We start from the raw sequence: 14,144 nt of genomic DNA on the forward strand, positions 1-14,144 counted from the left end.
CCCGCCCCGGCACGCTCCTTGCTGAATGGGTATCGGCCGCTCGATCGATGCGGTTTTTTTCGACTCACCCACTCAACAAGGAGACACATCATGCAATGGACCACCCCGGCCTATACCGACCTGCGTTTCGGTTTCGAAATCACGATGTACATCGCCAACCGCTGATCGACACGCGCTGTGCCGCCCGCATCGACGGACACGATGCGGGCGGCACCGGGAGCACACGCAGATGAAGATCAAGATACTCGGCTCGGGCGCCGGCGGCGGACTGCCGCAATGGAATTGCAACTGCGGCAACTGCCGTCGCGCGCGGGCCGGCACCGACGGCATCGTGCCGCGCACGCAATCGTCGATCGCCGTCAGCGGCGACGGCGTCGACTGGGTGCTGGTGAATGCGTCGCCGGACATCCTCGCGCAGCTGCGCGCCGCCCCCGACCTGCAGCCGGCTCGCGCGATCCGCGACAGCGCGATCGTTGCCGTCGTGCTGTGCGACGCGCAGATCGATCATGTGACGGGCCTGCTGATGCTGCGCGAACGCACGTCGCCGCTGCCGCTATATGCGAGCGCGCCGGTGCTCGACGACCTGTCGACCGGGCTGCCGCTCGTGCCGCTGCTCGGCCACTATTGCGGTGTCGACGTTCACACGATCGCACCGGGCGAACCGTTCGCGATACCGGGCGCCGGCGGCATCCGCTTCACCGCCGTGCCGGTCGACAGCAAGCCGCCGCCTTATTCGCCGCGCCGGGAGGCGAGCGTGCCGGGCGACAACATCGCACTCCTGATCGAGGACACGACGAGCGGCCGACAGGCGTTCTATGCGCCGGGGCTCGCCGACGTCGACGACGGCGTGCGCGCCGCGATGCGCGACGCCGACCTCGTGCTGGTGGACGGCACGTTCTGGACCGGCACGGAGATGATCGACCTCGGCCTGTCGTCGAAGCACGCGGCCGACATGGGGCATCTCGAGCAGTGCGGCGACGCGGCGCGGCCGGGCATGATCGACCGCCTTCGGCTGTTGCCGACGCACACGCGCAAGGTCCTCACGCACATCAACAACACGAATCCGATTCTCGACCCCGGTTCCGCGCAGCGCGCGCAATTGCGCGAGCACGGCATCGAGGTCGCCCACGACGGCATGCAATTCGAGGTCTGACCATGAACGCACCGATTCCCGCCGCGGCGCTGCACGCGACGCCCTGGAGTGCGCAGGAGTTCGAGGCGCGCCTGCGCGCGCTCGAATCGCGCTATCACATCCACCATCCATTCAACCGCCGCTTGAATAGCGGCGCGTGTTCACCGGCGCAGATTCGCGGCTGGGTCGCGAACCGCTTCTACTATCAGATCAGCATCCCGCTGAAGGACGCGGCGATCCTGTCCAACTGCCCGGATCGCGACACGCGCCGGCTGTGGGTCGAGCGGATTCTCGACCATGACGGTCACGGCGGCCAGGAAGGCGGGATCGAGGCATGGGCGCGGCTCGGCGAGGCGGTCGGCATCGAGCGCGCGGAGTTGTGGTCGCTCGAGCATGTGCTGCCCGGCGTGCGGTTCGCGGTCGACGCCTACGTCAATTTCGCGCGGCGCGCGCCGTGGCAGGAGGCCGTGTGCTCGTCGCTGACCGAGATGTTCGCGCCGCAGATCCACCTCGACCGGCTCGCGGGCTGGCCGTCCCACTATCCGTGGATCGAGGCGGCCGGGCTGCAGTATTTCCGCAGCCGCGTGCCGCTCGCGCAGCGCGACGTCGAACACGGGCTCGCGGTGACGCTGAACCATTTCACGACACCGGACGCGCAACGGCGCGCGCTCGACATCCTGTCGTTCAAGCTGGATGTGCTGTGGTCGATTCTCGATGCGATTGAAAAGGCGTATCCCGCATGAACTCCAACGACGCCGTCAGCGGCGTGCCGCTGCGCCCCTCGCTGAGGGGCATGTACCGCCTGCAATGGGAGGCGGCCCAGGATGCGTACGTGCTCCTGTATCCGGAAGGCATGGTCCGGCTCAACCCGAGCGCGGGCGAGATCCTCGCGCGCTGCGACGGCACGCGCGAGCTCGACGACATCATCGACGAACTCGAGCGGCTGTTCAGCACGTCGGACCTTGCGTCGGACGTCTATCGCTTCCTCGATCATGCGCGACTGCGCGGCTGGCTCGACTGACTCGACTGACTCGACTGACATGGACATGACCCCACCCCCGAACCGGCCGTCCGCGCCGCTGTGGCTGCTTGCTGAGCTCACATACCGCTGTCCGCTGCACTGCGCGTTCTGCTACAACCCCGTCGATTTCGCGACGCACGGCGCGGAGCTCGATACCGACGCATGGCGCACGGTGATCAGCGACGCGCGCGCGCTCGGCGCCGCGCAGATCGGCTTTTCCGGCGGCGAACCGCTGCAGCGCGGCGACCTGGAGGTGCTGGTCGAGCATGCGCGGTCGCTGGGTTTCTATACCAACCTGATCACGTCGGGCGTGGGCCTGAATGCCACGCGCATCGACCGGCTCAAGGCGGTCGGGCTCGATCATATCCAGCTGTCGCTGCAGGATTCGACGCGCGAGCTGAACGACTTCCTGACCAGCACGCGCACCTTCGACCTCAAGCGCGGCGTCGGGCGGCTGATCAAGTCGCACGGCTATCCGATGGTGCTGAACTGCGTGCTGCATCGGTACAACCTGCCGCATGTCGGCCAGATCATCGAGATGGCGCTCGACCTCGGCGCGGATTTTCTCGAACTCGCGAATACGCAGTACTACGGCTGGGCGATGCTGAATCGCGAACAGCTGATGCCGACCGCCGAACAACTGCGCGAAGCGGAGGAAACGGTCAACCGCTACCGCAAGCTCGTCGGCGAACGGTGCAAGATCCTGTTCGTCGTGCCCGACTACTTCGAGCAGCGGCCGAAGGCCTGCATGAACGGCTGGGGCTCGGTGTTCCTCGGTGTCGCACCGGACGGCACCGCGCTGCCGTGCCATGCCGCGCGCGGATTGCCCGGCCTCGTGCTGCCGAACGTGCGCGAGCGGTCGCTGAAGGACATCTGGTACGAAAGCGACGCGTTCAACGCGTTTCGCGGTGATGGCTGGATGCGCGACCCGTGCCGCACCTGTGACGAGCGCCATGCGGATTATGGCGGGTGCCGCTGCCAGGCGTACATGCTGGCCGGCGATCCGGCGCAGGCCGATCCGGTCTGCGCGAAGTCTCCGCATCACGGCCGGGTCGAGCAGGCCGTGCAGTTCGCGCGACTGGCAGGGCGACAGGACGAGCGTCCGCTGATCTTTCGCAGTGCTGCGAATTCTGTCGGGCGGTGAGCGGCGCGGAGCGCTGCATCGGGCACGTCACTTTCTTGACTTCCTCGACGATCAACGCACCGCCTGTTCGAGCAACGCCGCGAACGCGGCCTCGTCCACGCGCAGCCCTCGCGGCGCGCGGCGTACCTCCAGCGCCGCGAGCATCCCGGCCTCGAACGCATCGAGCACGGCCGGGTGGATGTAGCAGCGCCGGCATACGGCCGGCGTGTTGCGCAATATGTCGGCGACGGCCCGCACCGTCTCGACGATCTGCTTGCGCGCCTGCGTGACGTCCTCGTGCGGGATGCGCCGCAGCAACGCCAGCGCCTGAACGCTGCCCGCCCAGGTCCGGTAATCCTTCGCGGTGAACTCCGCGCCCGCCGCCTCGCGCAGATAATCGTTCACGTCGGACGAGCCGATCGAATGACGTGCGCCGTCGTCGTCCACATACTGGAACAACTCGTGCCCGGGCAACTCCGCGCAGCGCCGCACGATCCGGCCGACGCGCGGATCTTCCACGGTCACGTCATGCTCGATGCCGCTCTTGCCCGTGAAGCGCAGGCGAACCTGTCCCGGCCGGATCGTCACGTGGCGCTTGCGCAGCGTCGTCAGTCCGTACGACGCGTTCTCGCGTGCGTATTCGGCGTTGCCGATCCGCGCGAGCGTCGTGTCGAGCAGCCGGACGATCGTCGCGACGATCTTGTCGCGCGGCATCCCGGGCAGTGCCAGATCACGCGCGACGCGCGTGCGGATGCGCGGCAGTGCGCGGGCGAAGGCCGCCATCCGCGCGTACTTGTTCGCGTCGCGCGTCTCGCGCCACTGCGGGTGATAGCGATACTGCTTGCGCCCGCGCGCATCGCGCCCCGTCGCCTGCAAGTGGCCGCGCGGGTCCATGCAGATCCAGACGTCGGTATACGCCGGCGGAATCGCAAGCGCATCGATGCGGGCGATTTCGTCGGCGTCGCGGATCCGGACGCCGTCCTGCGTGTAGTACGCGAAGCCGTGGCGCAATCGCCGGCGCGTGTAGCCGGGATGCCGGTCGTCGACATGGCGCAGCGGCGCGGCCGAATGATAGCCGGTTTCGGTGCCGGAGCCGCGTCGGGACGCGCACTTCTTCATGGCGCGAGGCGCCAGCGGACGAGCGTTTCCATGTGCGGCGTTCGGGGGTTCACGCACGGCGGACATCGTTGTTCTCCTTGTTGTCGGAGCGGCCGTCGCGGGGCGCGAACGGCGCTTGCAAGGGCGACAGCAAGATCCGTGCGCCGCCGCTGGATGCGCCGCCCCATCGACGTCGAAGCGGTTGGAGCAGACGAAGACAGGCGCTAGGTGTTTATACGTATGCCGATACCGATATCGCTTCAATCCAATATTTCATTGGAAGGTTATCGGACTTGTTTCTAGACTGATCCGGGGCGTACATACCGGGCCGACCGCACGCGCCGGCCGGCACCGCCCGAACCGCGTCCGCGCCACGCAGAACCACAACAGCACGGCACCGCGCCAGGCCGGGCCGCGACATACAACGACATCATCGGAGACGGACCATGACATTCATCAGGAAGCTGACGGCCGGTGCGCTCGTCGCCGCGGCGACGGTATTCGCGTCGGGCGCGCACGCGCAGCAAAAGCCGATCACGCTCGGGTTCTCGCAGGTCGGCGCGGAAAGCGCGTGGCGCACCGCGAACACCGTGTCGGTGAAGAGCGCGGCGAAAGATGCCGGCATCAACCTGAAATTCTCGGACGCGCAGCAGAAGCAGGAGAACCAGATCCGCGCGATCCGTTCGTTCATCGCGCAGAAGGTCGACGTGATCGCGTTCTCGCCGGTCGTCGAGTCGGGCTGGGAGCCGGTGCTGACCGAAGCGAAGGCGGCCCATATTCCGGTGATCCTGACCGATCGCGGCGTCGACGTGAAGGATCCGTCGCTGTACGTGACGATGATCGGTTCCGACTTCCTCGAGGAAGGGCGGCGCGCCGGCCACTGGATGGAAGAGCGCTTCAAGAACGACGCGGGCCCGATCAACATCGTCGAGCTGCAGGGCACGGTCGGCTCCGCACCGGCCAACGACCGCCGCGCGGGCCTGCTCGAAGTGATCAAGAACAATCCGAAGTTCAAGGTGATCGCGTCGCAAAGCGGCGACTTCACGCTCGCCGGCGGCAAGCAGGTGATGGAAGCGTTTGCGAAGACGTACGGCAAGCAGATCAACGTCGTCTACGCGCACAATGACGACATGGCGCTCGGCGCGATCCAGGCGATGGAAGAGGCCGGCATCAAGCCCGGCAAGGACGTGAGCGTCGTGTCGTTCGACGCGACCAAGGGCGGCTTCCAGGCGATGGTGGCCGGCAAGATCAACGTCGACGTCGAATGCAGCCCGCTGCTCGGCCCGCAGCTGATGACCGCGGTGAAGGACGTGGTCGCCGGCAAGCAGTTGCCGAAGCGCATCGTCACGAACGAGACGGTGTTCCCGATGAGCGTGGCGGCGCAGGTGCTGCCGACCCGCAAGTACTGAGTCCCGGCGGACGCGGGCGGCGGCGCGGCTGCCGTCGTCCGTCGTCCGCCTCGAATCGAGGGCGATCCATGACGAATCCGCCGGTGGTCGAGATGATCGGCATCGACAAGGCGTTTCCGGGCGTGAACGCGCTGCAGCGCGTGAACTTCCGGTTGTTTCCGGGCGAAATTCATGCACTGATGGGCCAGAACGGCGCGGGCAAGTCGACGCTGATCAACGTGCTGACCGGCGTGCATGCGCACGACGCGGGCGAGATTCGCGTCGGCGACGCGCCGGTGCGGTTCGCCGCGCCGCGCGAGGCCGAGGCGGCCGGGATCCAGACGCTGTACCAGGAAGTGAACCTGTGCGCGAACCTGTCGGTCGCCGAGAACATCTTCGCGGGCCGGCAGCCGATGCGGCGCGGCGCGATCGACTGGAAGACGATCCATGCGCGGGCGCGCGATGCGCTCGCCGAGCTCGACCTGTCGCTCGACGTCACGCGTTCGCTCGACGCGCATCCGATCGCGGTGCAGCAGATGGTCGCGATCGCGCGGGCCGTGTCGGTCGATGCGCGCGTGCTGATTCTCGACGAACCGACGTCGAGCCTCGACGACGGCGAGGTCGCGCGGCTCTTCGACGTGCTGCGCCGACTGAAGGCGTCGGGGATGGCGATCCTGTTCGTCACGCACTTTCTCGAACAGACCTATGCGGTGTCCGACCGGATCACCGTGATGCGCAACGGCGAGCGCGAGGGCGAGTATCTCGCGCGCGACCTGCCGGTCGACATGCTCGTCGCGAAGATGACCGGCCGCGAACCGATGTCCGGCACGCTGCAAGCGGGCGCGGCGGCCGTGCAGCGCGACGCCGACGCGGCTGCGCCGTTCCTGTCGATGCAGCAGGCCGGCCGGCGCGGGATGATGAGCCCGCTCGATCTCGACGTGCGGCCCGGCGAAATCGTCGGGCTGGCCGGGCTGCTCGGCTCGGGGCGCACGGAAACCGCGCGGCTCGCGTTCGCGGCCGAGCGCACCGACACCGGCGCGATCGAGATCGACGGCACGCGCAAGCGGCTCGCGTCGCCGCACGATGCCGTTCGCAACGGGATCGCGTATTGCCCGGAGGATCGCAAGAAGGAGGGGATCGTCGCGGCGTTGTCGATCCGCGAGAACATCGTCCTCGCGCTGCAGGCGCGGCGCGGCTGGTGGCGGCTGATCAGCCGCGCGCGCCAGCGCGAACTCGCCGAGACGTACATCGCGCGGCTCGGCATCAAGGCGCGCGACGCGGAGCAACCGATCGGGCTGCTGTCCGGCGGCAACCAGCAGAAGGTGCTGCTCGCGCGCTGGCTCGCGACGGAGCCGAAGCTGCTGATCCTCGACGAGCCGACGCGCGGCATCGACGTCGCCGCGAAATTCGACATCATGGAGCGCGTGCTCGCGCTGTGCGCGCAGGGGCTCGCGATCCTGTTCATCTCGTCGGAGATCAGCGAAGTGGTGCGCGTGAGCCACCGGATCGCGGTGCTGCGCGATCGCCGCAAGGTCGCCGAACTGACCGGTGCCGAGGCGTCGGAGGAACACGTGTATCAATTGATCGCGGGAGGCCGGTCATGATCCGGTTACGCACGTTGCTTCGCCATCCGCTCGTGTGGCCGGTGCTGACGCTCGCGCTGCTGTTCGCGCTCGACGTCGCGTATCGGCCGGGCTTCCTGTCGATCGCGGTGCTCGACGGCCACTTGTTCGGCGCGCCGATCGACATCCTGAATCGCGCGGCACCGCTCGTGATCGTGTCGCTCGGCATGACGCTCGTGATCGCGACGCGCGGGATCGACATCTCGGTCGGCGCGATCGTCGCGATCGCCGGCGCGGCCGCGGCGATCGTGCTCGACGGCGATCCGACGCGGGTCGGCACGGCGCTGGCCGCCGCGCTCGGCGTCGGGTTGCTCGCGGGCGCATGGAACGGCGTGCTCGTCGCGTTCGTTGGGATGCAGCCGATCATCGCGACGCTGATCCTGATGGTCGCCGGGCGCGGCATCGCGCAGTTGCTGACCGGCGGACAGATCATCCCGATCGGCGCGCCGGGCTACCTCGAACTCGGCGGCGGCTATCTCGCGGCCGTGCCGTGCTCGGTCTGGATCGCGATCGCGACGATCGCGGCGACCGCGCTGCTGGTGAACCGTACGGCGCTCGGCCTGTTCATCCGCGCGATCGGCGTGAATCCGGTCGCGACGCGGCTCGTCGGGCTGCGCGCGGGGGCGGTCGTGTTCGGCGTCTATCTGTTCTCCGGCGTGATGTCGGCGCTCGCCGGCATCCTCGCCAGCTCGAACGTGCGCAGCGCCGACGGCAACAACGCGGGGCTGCTGCTCGAACTCGACGCGATCCTCGCGGTGACGCTCGGCGGCACGTCGCTGCTCGGCGGCCGCTTCAGCCTCGCGGGCTCCGTGCTTGGCGCGCTGATCATCCAGACGCTCACCTATACGACGTATTCGATCGGCGTGCCGCCGGAGGCGACGCTCGTCGTGAAGGCGCTCGTCGTGATCGTCGTGACGCTGATCCAGTCGGACGCGGCGCGCGCGCGGGTGATCCAGCATGCGTCGCGGCTGCTGTCTTCCATCCGTTCGCGCACCACCACCGGAGCCACGCCGCGATGAACCGATTCTTCGCACGGTTTACCGACCCGCGCACGCTGCCGATCGTCGTGACGATCGTGCTGTTCGCCGCATTGTTCAGCTTCGGATCCGTGATGTACACGGGCTTCTTCTCGATGCAGGTGCTGACCGGGCTGCTCGTCGACAACGCATTCCTGCTGATCGTCGCGATCGGGATGACGTTCGTGATCGTGTCGGGCGGCATCGACCTGTCGGTCGGCTCTGTCGTTGCATTGACAACGATCTTCTGCGCGGTCGGCGCCGAACGATTGCACTGGCCCGTCTGGGTGATCGTCCCGCTCGTGCTCGTGTTCGGCGCGCTGTACGGCGCGGCGATGGGTGCGTTGATTCATTACTTCCGGTTGCAGCCGTTCATCGTCACGCTCGCCGGGATGTTTCTCGCGCGCGGCGCATGCTTCCTGATCACGACGCAGTCGATCACGATCAACGAGCCGACCTTCCATGCGCTCGCGGGCATCAGCGTGCCGGTCGGCGGCGGGACGCTGAGCGCGGGCGCGCTGATCGCGCTCGCGACGCTGGCCGCCGCGATCTACGTCGCGCATTTCACGCGCTTCGGCCGCAACGTGTATGCGGTGGGCGGCAACGAGCGATCGGCGCTGCTGATGGGGCTGCCGGTCGCGCGCACGAAGGTCGGCGTGTATGCGCTGAGCGGCTTCTGTTCGGCGCTCGGCGGCGTGGTGTTCACGCTGTACGTACTGTCCGGCTACGGGCTGCAGGCGCAGGGGATGGAGCTCGACGCAATCGCCGCGACCGTGATCGGCGGCACGCTGCTCACGGGCGGGGTGGGGTACGTGATCGGGTCGGTGTTCGGCGTCGGCATTCTCGGCACGATCCAGGTGCTGATCACGTTCGACGGCACGCTGAGTTCGTGGTGGACGCGGATCGTGATCGGCGCGCTGCTGTGCGTGTTCTGTCTGCTGCAGCGGGTCATCGAGCGGCACGCGGCGCGGCGGCGTAGCGGTGGGACCGGGCTCGATCCGAAGCGGCGGAAGCGCGATGCCGCGCAGGTGACGCCCGCCGCCGCGCCGCGCGACGATGCGGCGCTCGGTTCGACGATGCGCATGTTGTTGCGTATGCAACGTTCGGCGTGATGCCGGCGCGCCTTTGGCGGGCTTCTTCGTTGGCCGACATTGCTTGCTGCGTCGCCGTTGGCGGCTGTCAACGGCGCTTCGGCGCGGCCGCCAGCCGCGTTTGACCGATTCGCGAATGCGCGTCGCGCGACAGCGACGCGTGCGTTGTAATCACGCCGGCCCGGCCATGTCGGGTTCCACGTCGAACGACGCATCCGCGATGCCCGTGTGCTTCAGCGACTCGGCGAGTCGTTCGATCGCCGGCAGATCCAGCGTGTCCAGGCGCTCGCGCATCGCCTGCACGAACGCGGCATGCCGTGGTGCATGCGCGTGCTGTCCGAGCCATTCCTCGATATCGGTGAGGCGGCCTTCGCTCGCGAGCACGGCCAGCTCGTCGAGCGCGTCGGCAGGCGGACAGCGCATCGCGTGTGCGTCCGGCACGGGCCCGGTTGGATCGGCGGATTCGGCGGCGCGCACGAGCGCCGACGCCGGGATCATCGCGCGGCCGATCGCGGGCGCCACGATCTGGAACGTGAACGACGTGCCGACGCCCGGCTGGCTCGACACGGCCAGCTCGCCGTGCATCGCGCCGACGATCCGCTGCGCGATGAACAGGCCGAGCCCGGTGCCGCCGTTCACCGCCTGCACCTGCTGGTATGCACGAAAGATGTCGGTGGTCTTGTCGATGTCGATGCCGATTCCGGTGTCGGCGACCTCGAACACGATCCGCCATGCATCGCCTTCCGGATACGCGCCGACCGACAGCGTGACCGTGCCGTCGCGCGTGAACTTCGACGCGTTTGACAGCAGGTTGAGCAGCACTTGCTGCAGCCGAATGCCGTCGATCGACAGCTTGCGCGGCAACGGCGTCAGCGGCCGGTAGACGAACCGGTTGTCCTGCTGGGAACACAGCGCGACCGCATAGTCGACGATGTCGTTCAGCAGGCCGGGCAGGTCGGTCGCGTGCGGCGAAATGCCGAGCGGCTGCAACTCCGCCTTCGTGTATTGCAGCAATTCGTCGATCAGCGTGAGCTGGTAGCGGATGCTGCGGTCGATCGAGCGGATCAGCCGCGCCTGGCTGCGCGTCGCGCCTTGCAGCAGCAGCTTCGCGTAGCCGTTGATCGTCGACAGCGGCGCGCGCAGGTCGTGGCTCACGTAGCCGAGCGTCTCGATCTTCTGCTGCATGTGCATGCGAACCTGTTGCAGCGCGTCGTTGAGCGCGACCGTGCGCTTCGCGACTTCGTCGCGCAGGCGATCCTGTTCGGTGAGCTGCCACTGCTCGAGGCGCTTGCGTGCTTCGGTGCGCTGACGGCCCACGTGGTTGATCCACGCGGCCAGCACGAGCAGGTGCGTGGCGAGACCGATGATCGCGATGACGGGGTTCGGGTAGATGTCGGACTTGAGCCAGAACAGCCAGGCCGGGATTGCGTCCTTGCCGTCGAGAATGCGGATCACCATGTTGAAGCTCGCGAACGCGATCGCGATCAGCATCACGCGGCCCGTCGGCGTCCGGCGAATCGCGAGCGTCAGCGCGAGGGTGAGGTTCACGATCGCCAGCACGGTGTTCAGCCGCAGGCAGAACCACGTAAACGTGAGCAGGTCGCCGCATGCGGCCCCGGCGATGCCCGCGCACTCGAGCGCGATGAACCCCGCGTAGATCGCGCGGAACGGGATGCGTGCCTTCTCGCGACGGGCGACCGTCAGGATGAACGCGATGAAGCACACGACCGACAGGTAGACGAAGATCACCTCGCCGCGCGCCGACCATTCGCGCGCGGCGGGCCACAGATACAGCGCGGTGTAGCCGCGGTAGGTTGCCTCGAACAGCGTCGTGTTCAACGCGAGCATCGCCAGCACGACGAACATGCCGCTGCGCGAGAAGAAGCCGATCAGCAGCGCACACCACACGAGCGCGAGCAGCCCGCCGAGAAAGCCGAAGTTCCACATGGTCGCGTGCAGCTCGTGGGCCTGCCATGCGTCGCGCGTGAAGGCGCTCGGCGCGAGCCGCAGTTCCTTGCGCGACGTGATGCGGATCAGGACGGGCAACCGTTCGCCCGGGCGCAGCGTCGCATCGAGCACCGGATACCGGGACGCCGGCCGGCTCATGCCGTTTTCGTCGGCCGGGAAGCGGCCGGCGAGCGTCCACGTGCCGCCGTGCCCGACGTAGAAATCGGCGCGGTCGACGCGTGCGTCGCGGATCGCCAGCACCATCGGCTGTTCGACGCGGTCGCCGTTGACCAGCGTCGCGCCGACCCACCAAGCGGAGCGTGAGAATTCGATGTTGAACGACGGTCGCGCCGCCGCGGCAGCACGACGTTGAGACTCGGCGAGCCGTGCGGCGGCCTGGTCGACGGACAACTGCGTGCCCGGATCCTCGAGCAACGAGACCGCGTCCAGCTGTGCGGGGTTTTCCGTCGCGGCGGCCCGGTGTGTCGCGCAGGCGAGCACCAGTGCCGTCAGCAGCAGCACCATCGCGTGCCAGCACGAGGTGCGACGCCTATGCATCGCGCGGGCAGTCATGCGCCGGCGGCGGAGCATCGATCGTCGGCCGCTGGCGCCGCCAGTCCGACGGCGTGATACCGAACCGTTCGCGAAAGGCCGTCGCGAAATTGCCCGGCGTCGAGAAGCCGATCTCCTCGGCGATGTCGCCGATGCCCATCGACGTCTCGGCGAGAAAGTGCTTCGCGGCGCGCAGCCGTGTGTCGCGCAGGTATTCGAATACGGTCTGGCCGAGATGATCGCGGAACACGCGCGACAGCCGTTTTTCGTGTGTGCCGACCTGTCTCGCGAGTTCGTCGAGCCCGGGCGGGTTGCGCAGCTCGCGCAGCAGGATGTCGCTTGCCGCGCGCACCAGGGCGGCGTCGGGGTGGTCGGGCAGCTTGGGCAGATGCGCGAACGGCTGGCTGCGTCGCGCCCGTTTCAGATGATTGCGGATCCGTGCAATGACCTCGACCGGTTCGAACGGCTTCACGATGTAGTCGAGCGCACCGGTTTCGAGCCCTGCGATGCGATCCTGGAGATCGCTCGCGGCAGTCAGGATGATGACGGGAATGTTCTGCGTCGACGGCGTCGAGGCCAGCAGCCGGCACGCGGCGAAGCCATCCATGCGCGGCATCCGCACATCCATCAGGATCAGGTCGGGCGCGATCGCCTGCGCACGGTGATAGGCCTGCAGACCATCGAACGCGACGCTGATCCGGCAGCGCGCGGAACGCAGGATCTCCGTCAGGAGCCGCAGGTCGTTCGGTCGGTCATCTACGACGAGAATGTGTGCGCCAACGAGATCCGGCGTGACGCGGAGCGACGCCGGACTGGACGAGCGGGATGACATGGTTGCGAACGCGAAGGGAGGGTAGGCTGGGGTCGGAATCGATGCATCTATATGCACGATTGTTGCGAAAAATTATATGCCGACAACAAAGTCGTCGGTGAGGATTCCGTGCGGTCCGTGGGGGCATGTCTGACACGGCTGAGCGGGCGCATGGCCGCTCCGAAAGGTTCGACGAAAAAGGGAGCGGAAAAACTTTCCTGATTGCCCGCCGAATATCGGTTTTTATTGCCGCGTGATTCTTTATGAAAATGCCGTGGCCCGAACAATGATTTTGAACGAATTATGTCGTTGCCATGCCCGAATTCGGTGCTGGTCGATTTCATCAATTCATTGCCTCGTAATGGAAATCTTATCGGTGGCGGGTTGAAATTACTTTCATATTTAAATTTTCAGCCCGGCGGGCTTGTATGAATGTAAATATCGTCCGCTCTGGAAAAGCATTTTTCCGCCCGGGAAAAGGTTTGGTCTGACGAACCCCGGCACACTAGACTGGAGGCGGATGGAATCGGTTCTGGATGACCAGCGAATTCACCGCAAACGTTTTGCCGTCGCCGCCTTTTTCGGGGCGCAATATTCAATGTGACATTACATGCTGTCAATCTCATATTCCGGGATTGCAGCGGTGTGACGGAAACCGGCACGAGGGTAATAAAAACTTCATCATTCTTCGAATGTACCGATGTAACAAGGTGCATCGGTGAATGCAGAAGTCGATGCGAGTTTGACACATCAGGCAGCAAGAAATCGTCAAAGAAAGTCAGTCGATAAATGGAATGAAGGGGTCATCCGGTCAGTCGGCGGTATTTCCGGAAATCCGGAATGTCCGGCGGTGGCCTGGATGTAAAAAGGGGTGAGCGGGTACGCGTCGATCGCCGGGCAGTTCGATCCTTCGAACGGCGGTCGCGCGATACCGCTGTCGATCAGACGGGCACGAGAAGACATGAACATCAAAGGCATGGCAGATCAACGCACCGGTTCGCTCGAACCGGTGTCGGCTGTCAGCGTTCGCGATCCTGCGGCGCATGCGTCAACCCACGGGGCCGCACGGCGGCATCCGCCTCCCGAATGAACCTGGGCGGCCGGTCTGCAGGTCAGGCCGGCTGCTTCCATCCGGCGTCTGAACGACGCCTCCTCATGAGATTCGACGTCGCCGCGGGTCCGGCGCGACGGTGTCCGCACGCGTTCGTTTCGCGGGCGCGGGGCGCGTCGCGCCGTCGCCTGGCCCAGCGATGTCGGTGTCCGTGAGTCGATAACCCGCGATCGTCGCCGCGCCGCGTGTCCGATTGGCACGAGCGGTGTGCGGTCGTGCGATCGCGACAGCG

General features: G+C 66.8%; 13 protein-coding genes. 10 read left to right on the forward strand and 3 right to left on the reverse strand.

Annotation, left to right across the window (positions count from 1 at the left end; translation table 11 throughout):
* Positions 1-90 precede the first annotated feature (90 nt).
* From pqqA to pqqE, 5 genes are all read left to right on the forward strand, one after another.
* On the forward strand, positions 91-165 hold the full coding sequence (gene pqqA, locus WS46_RS33665; protein ID WP_006410019.1) for a pyrroloquinoline quinone precursor peptide PqqA: 75 nt from the start codon (positions 91-93) through the stop codon (positions 163-165).
* A 64-nt stretch (positions 166-229) separates the two neighbouring features.
* Positions 230-1,153, forward strand: coding sequence for a pyrroloquinoline quinone biosynthesis protein PqqB (gene pqqB, locus WS46_RS10280; RefSeq protein WP_059529197.1), 924 nt, complete (start codon positions 230-232; stop codon positions 1,151-1,153).
* Between the two features lie 2 nt (positions 1,154-1,155).
* Complete coding sequence (pqqC, locus tag WS46_RS10285) at positions 1,156-1,875, forward strand: pyrroloquinoline-quinone synthase PqqC (protein WP_059529194.1); 720 nt, start codon at positions 1,156-1,158, stop codon at positions 1,873-1,875.
* The gene (pqqD, locus tag WS46_RS10290; RefSeq protein ID WP_006751646.1) at positions 1,872-2,153 is read left to right on the forward strand and encodes a pyrroloquinoline quinone biosynthesis peptide chaperone PqqD; all 282 of its coding nucleotides are present in this window, start codon (positions 1,872-1,874) and stop codon (positions 2,151-2,153) included. The genes pqqC and pqqD overlap by 4 nt, the downstream gene beginning before the upstream one ends.
* Before the next feature lie 25 nt (positions 2,154-2,178).
* On the forward strand, positions 2,179-3,297 hold the full coding sequence (pqqE, locus tag WS46_RS10295; RefSeq protein WP_059690550.1) for a pyrroloquinoline quinone biosynthesis protein PqqE: 1,119 nt from the start codon (positions 2,179-2,181) through the stop codon (positions 3,295-3,297).
* Positions 3,298-3,348: 51 nt separating this feature from the next.
* Here pqqE and WS46_RS10300 read toward each other — a convergent pair whose 3' ends face one another.
* A complete protein-coding gene (locus WS46_RS10300; RefSeq protein WP_059690436.1) occupies positions 3,349-4,395 on the reverse strand; it encodes a DNA topoisomerase IB in 1,047 nt (348 codons plus the stop codon).
* A gap of 425 nt (positions 4,396-4,820) precedes the next feature.
* On the opposite strand from WS46_RS10300, the gene WS46_RS10305 reads away from it, so the two are divergent.
* The 4 genes from WS46_RS10305 (at position 4,821) to yjfF (ending at position 9,512) form a co-directional block, all read left to right on the forward strand.
* Positions 4,821-5,783, forward strand: a complete 963-nt coding sequence (locus tag WS46_RS10305; RefSeq protein ID WP_059529188.1) for an ABC transporter substrate-binding protein — start codon at positions 4,821-4,823, stop codon at positions 5,781-5,783.
* Between the two features lie 68 nt (positions 5,784-5,851).
* Complete coding sequence (locus WS46_RS10310; protein ID WP_059690437.1) at positions 5,852-7,366, forward strand: sugar ABC transporter ATP-binding protein; 1,515 nt, start codon at positions 5,852-5,854, stop codon at positions 7,364-7,366.
* Positions 7,363-8,403, forward strand: a complete 1,041-nt coding sequence (locus WS46_RS10315) for an ABC transporter permease (protein WP_059690438.1) — start codon at positions 7,363-7,365, stop codon at positions 8,401-8,403. The genes WS46_RS10310 and WS46_RS10315 overlap by 4 nt, the downstream gene beginning before the upstream one ends.
* Positions 8,400-9,512 carry a galactofuranose ABC transporter, permease protein YjfF gene (gene yjfF, locus WS46_RS10320; protein WP_059690439.1) on the forward strand — a complete coding sequence of 371 codons (1,113 nt, stop codon included), beginning with the start codon at positions 8,400-8,402 and terminating at the stop codon, positions 9,510-9,512. Before WS46_RS10315 ends, yjfF begins: the two co-directional genes overlap by 4 nt.
* A gap of 150 nt (positions 9,513-9,662) precedes the next feature.
* Here yjfF and WS46_RS10325 read toward each other — a convergent pair whose 3' ends face one another.
* A complete protein-coding gene (locus WS46_RS10325; RefSeq protein WP_059690551.1) occupies positions 9,663-11,996 on the reverse strand; it encodes a sensor histidine kinase in 2,334 nt (777 codons plus the stop codon).
* Positions 11,989-12,822, reverse strand: a complete 834-nt coding sequence (locus WS46_RS10330) for a response regulator (RefSeq protein WP_059690440.1) — start codon at positions 12,820-12,822, stop codon at positions 11,989-11,991. Before WS46_RS10330 ends, WS46_RS10325 begins: the two co-directional genes overlap by 8 nt.
* A 940-nt stretch (positions 12,823-13,762) precedes the next feature.
* Between WS46_RS10330 and WS46_RS36415 the strand changes: the two genes are divergently transcribed.
* On the forward strand, positions 13,763-13,891 hold the full coding sequence (locus tag WS46_RS36415; protein WP_257129951.1) for a hypothetical protein: 129 nt from the start codon (positions 13,763-13,765) through the stop codon (positions 13,889-13,891).
* Positions 13,892-14,144 lie beyond the last annotated feature (253 nt).

The organism is Burkholderia sp. RF4-BP95, assembly GCF_001521985.1.
Lineage (GTDB): Bacteria > Pseudomonadota > Gammaproteobacteria > Burkholderiales > Burkholderiaceae > Burkholderia > Burkholderia diffusa.

What these genes read in the sequence shown, in the direction of transcription:
- pqqB (WP_059529197.1), top strand. Translation starts at nt 230, where the DNA reads ATGAAGATCAAGATACTCGGCTCGGGCGCCGGCGGCGGACTGCCGCAA.
- pqqC (WP_059529194.1), top strand. Translation starts at nt 1,156, where the DNA reads ATGAACGCACCGATTCCCGCCGCGGCGCTGCACGCGACGCCCTGGAGT.
- pqqD (WP_006751646.1), top strand. Translation starts at nt 1,872, where the DNA reads ATGAACTCCAACGACGCCGTCAGCGGCGTGCCGCTGCGCCCCTCGCTG.
- pqqE (WP_059690550.1), top strand. Translation starts at nt 2,179, where the DNA reads ATGACCCCACCCCCGAACCGGCCGTCCGCGCCGCTGTGGCTGCTTGCT.
- WS46_RS10300 (WP_059690436.1), bottom strand. Translation starts at nt 4,395, where the DNA reads ATGAAGAAGTGCGCGTCCCGACGCGGCTCCGGCACCGAAACCGGCTAT.
- WS46_RS10305 (WP_059529188.1), top strand. Translation starts at nt 4,821, where the DNA reads ATGACATTCATCAGGAAGCTGACGGCCGGTGCGCTCGTCGCCGCGGCG.
- WS46_RS10310 (WP_059690437.1), top strand. Translation starts at nt 5,852, where the DNA reads ATGACGAATCCGCCGGTGGTCGAGATGATCGGCATCGACAAGGCGTTT.
- WS46_RS10315 (WP_059690438.1), top strand. Translation starts at nt 7,363, where the DNA reads ATGATCCGGTTACGCACGTTGCTTCGCCATCCGCTCGTGTGGCCGGTG.
- yjfF (WP_059690439.1), top strand. Translation starts at nt 8,400, where the DNA reads ATGAACCGATTCTTCGCACGGTTTACCGACCCGCGCACGCTGCCGATC.
- WS46_RS10325 (WP_059690551.1), bottom strand. Translation starts at nt 11,996, where the DNA reads ATGCATAGGCGTCGCACCTCGTGCTGGCACGCGATGGTGCTGCTGCTG.
- WS46_RS10330 (WP_059690440.1), bottom strand. Translation starts at nt 12,822, where the DNA reads ATGTCATCCCGCTCGTCCAGTCCGGCGTCGCTCCGCGTCACGCCGGAT.
- WS46_RS36415 (WP_257129951.1), top strand. Translation starts at nt 13,763, where the DNA reads ATGAACATCAAAGGCATGGCAGATCAACGCACCGGTTCGCTCGAACCG.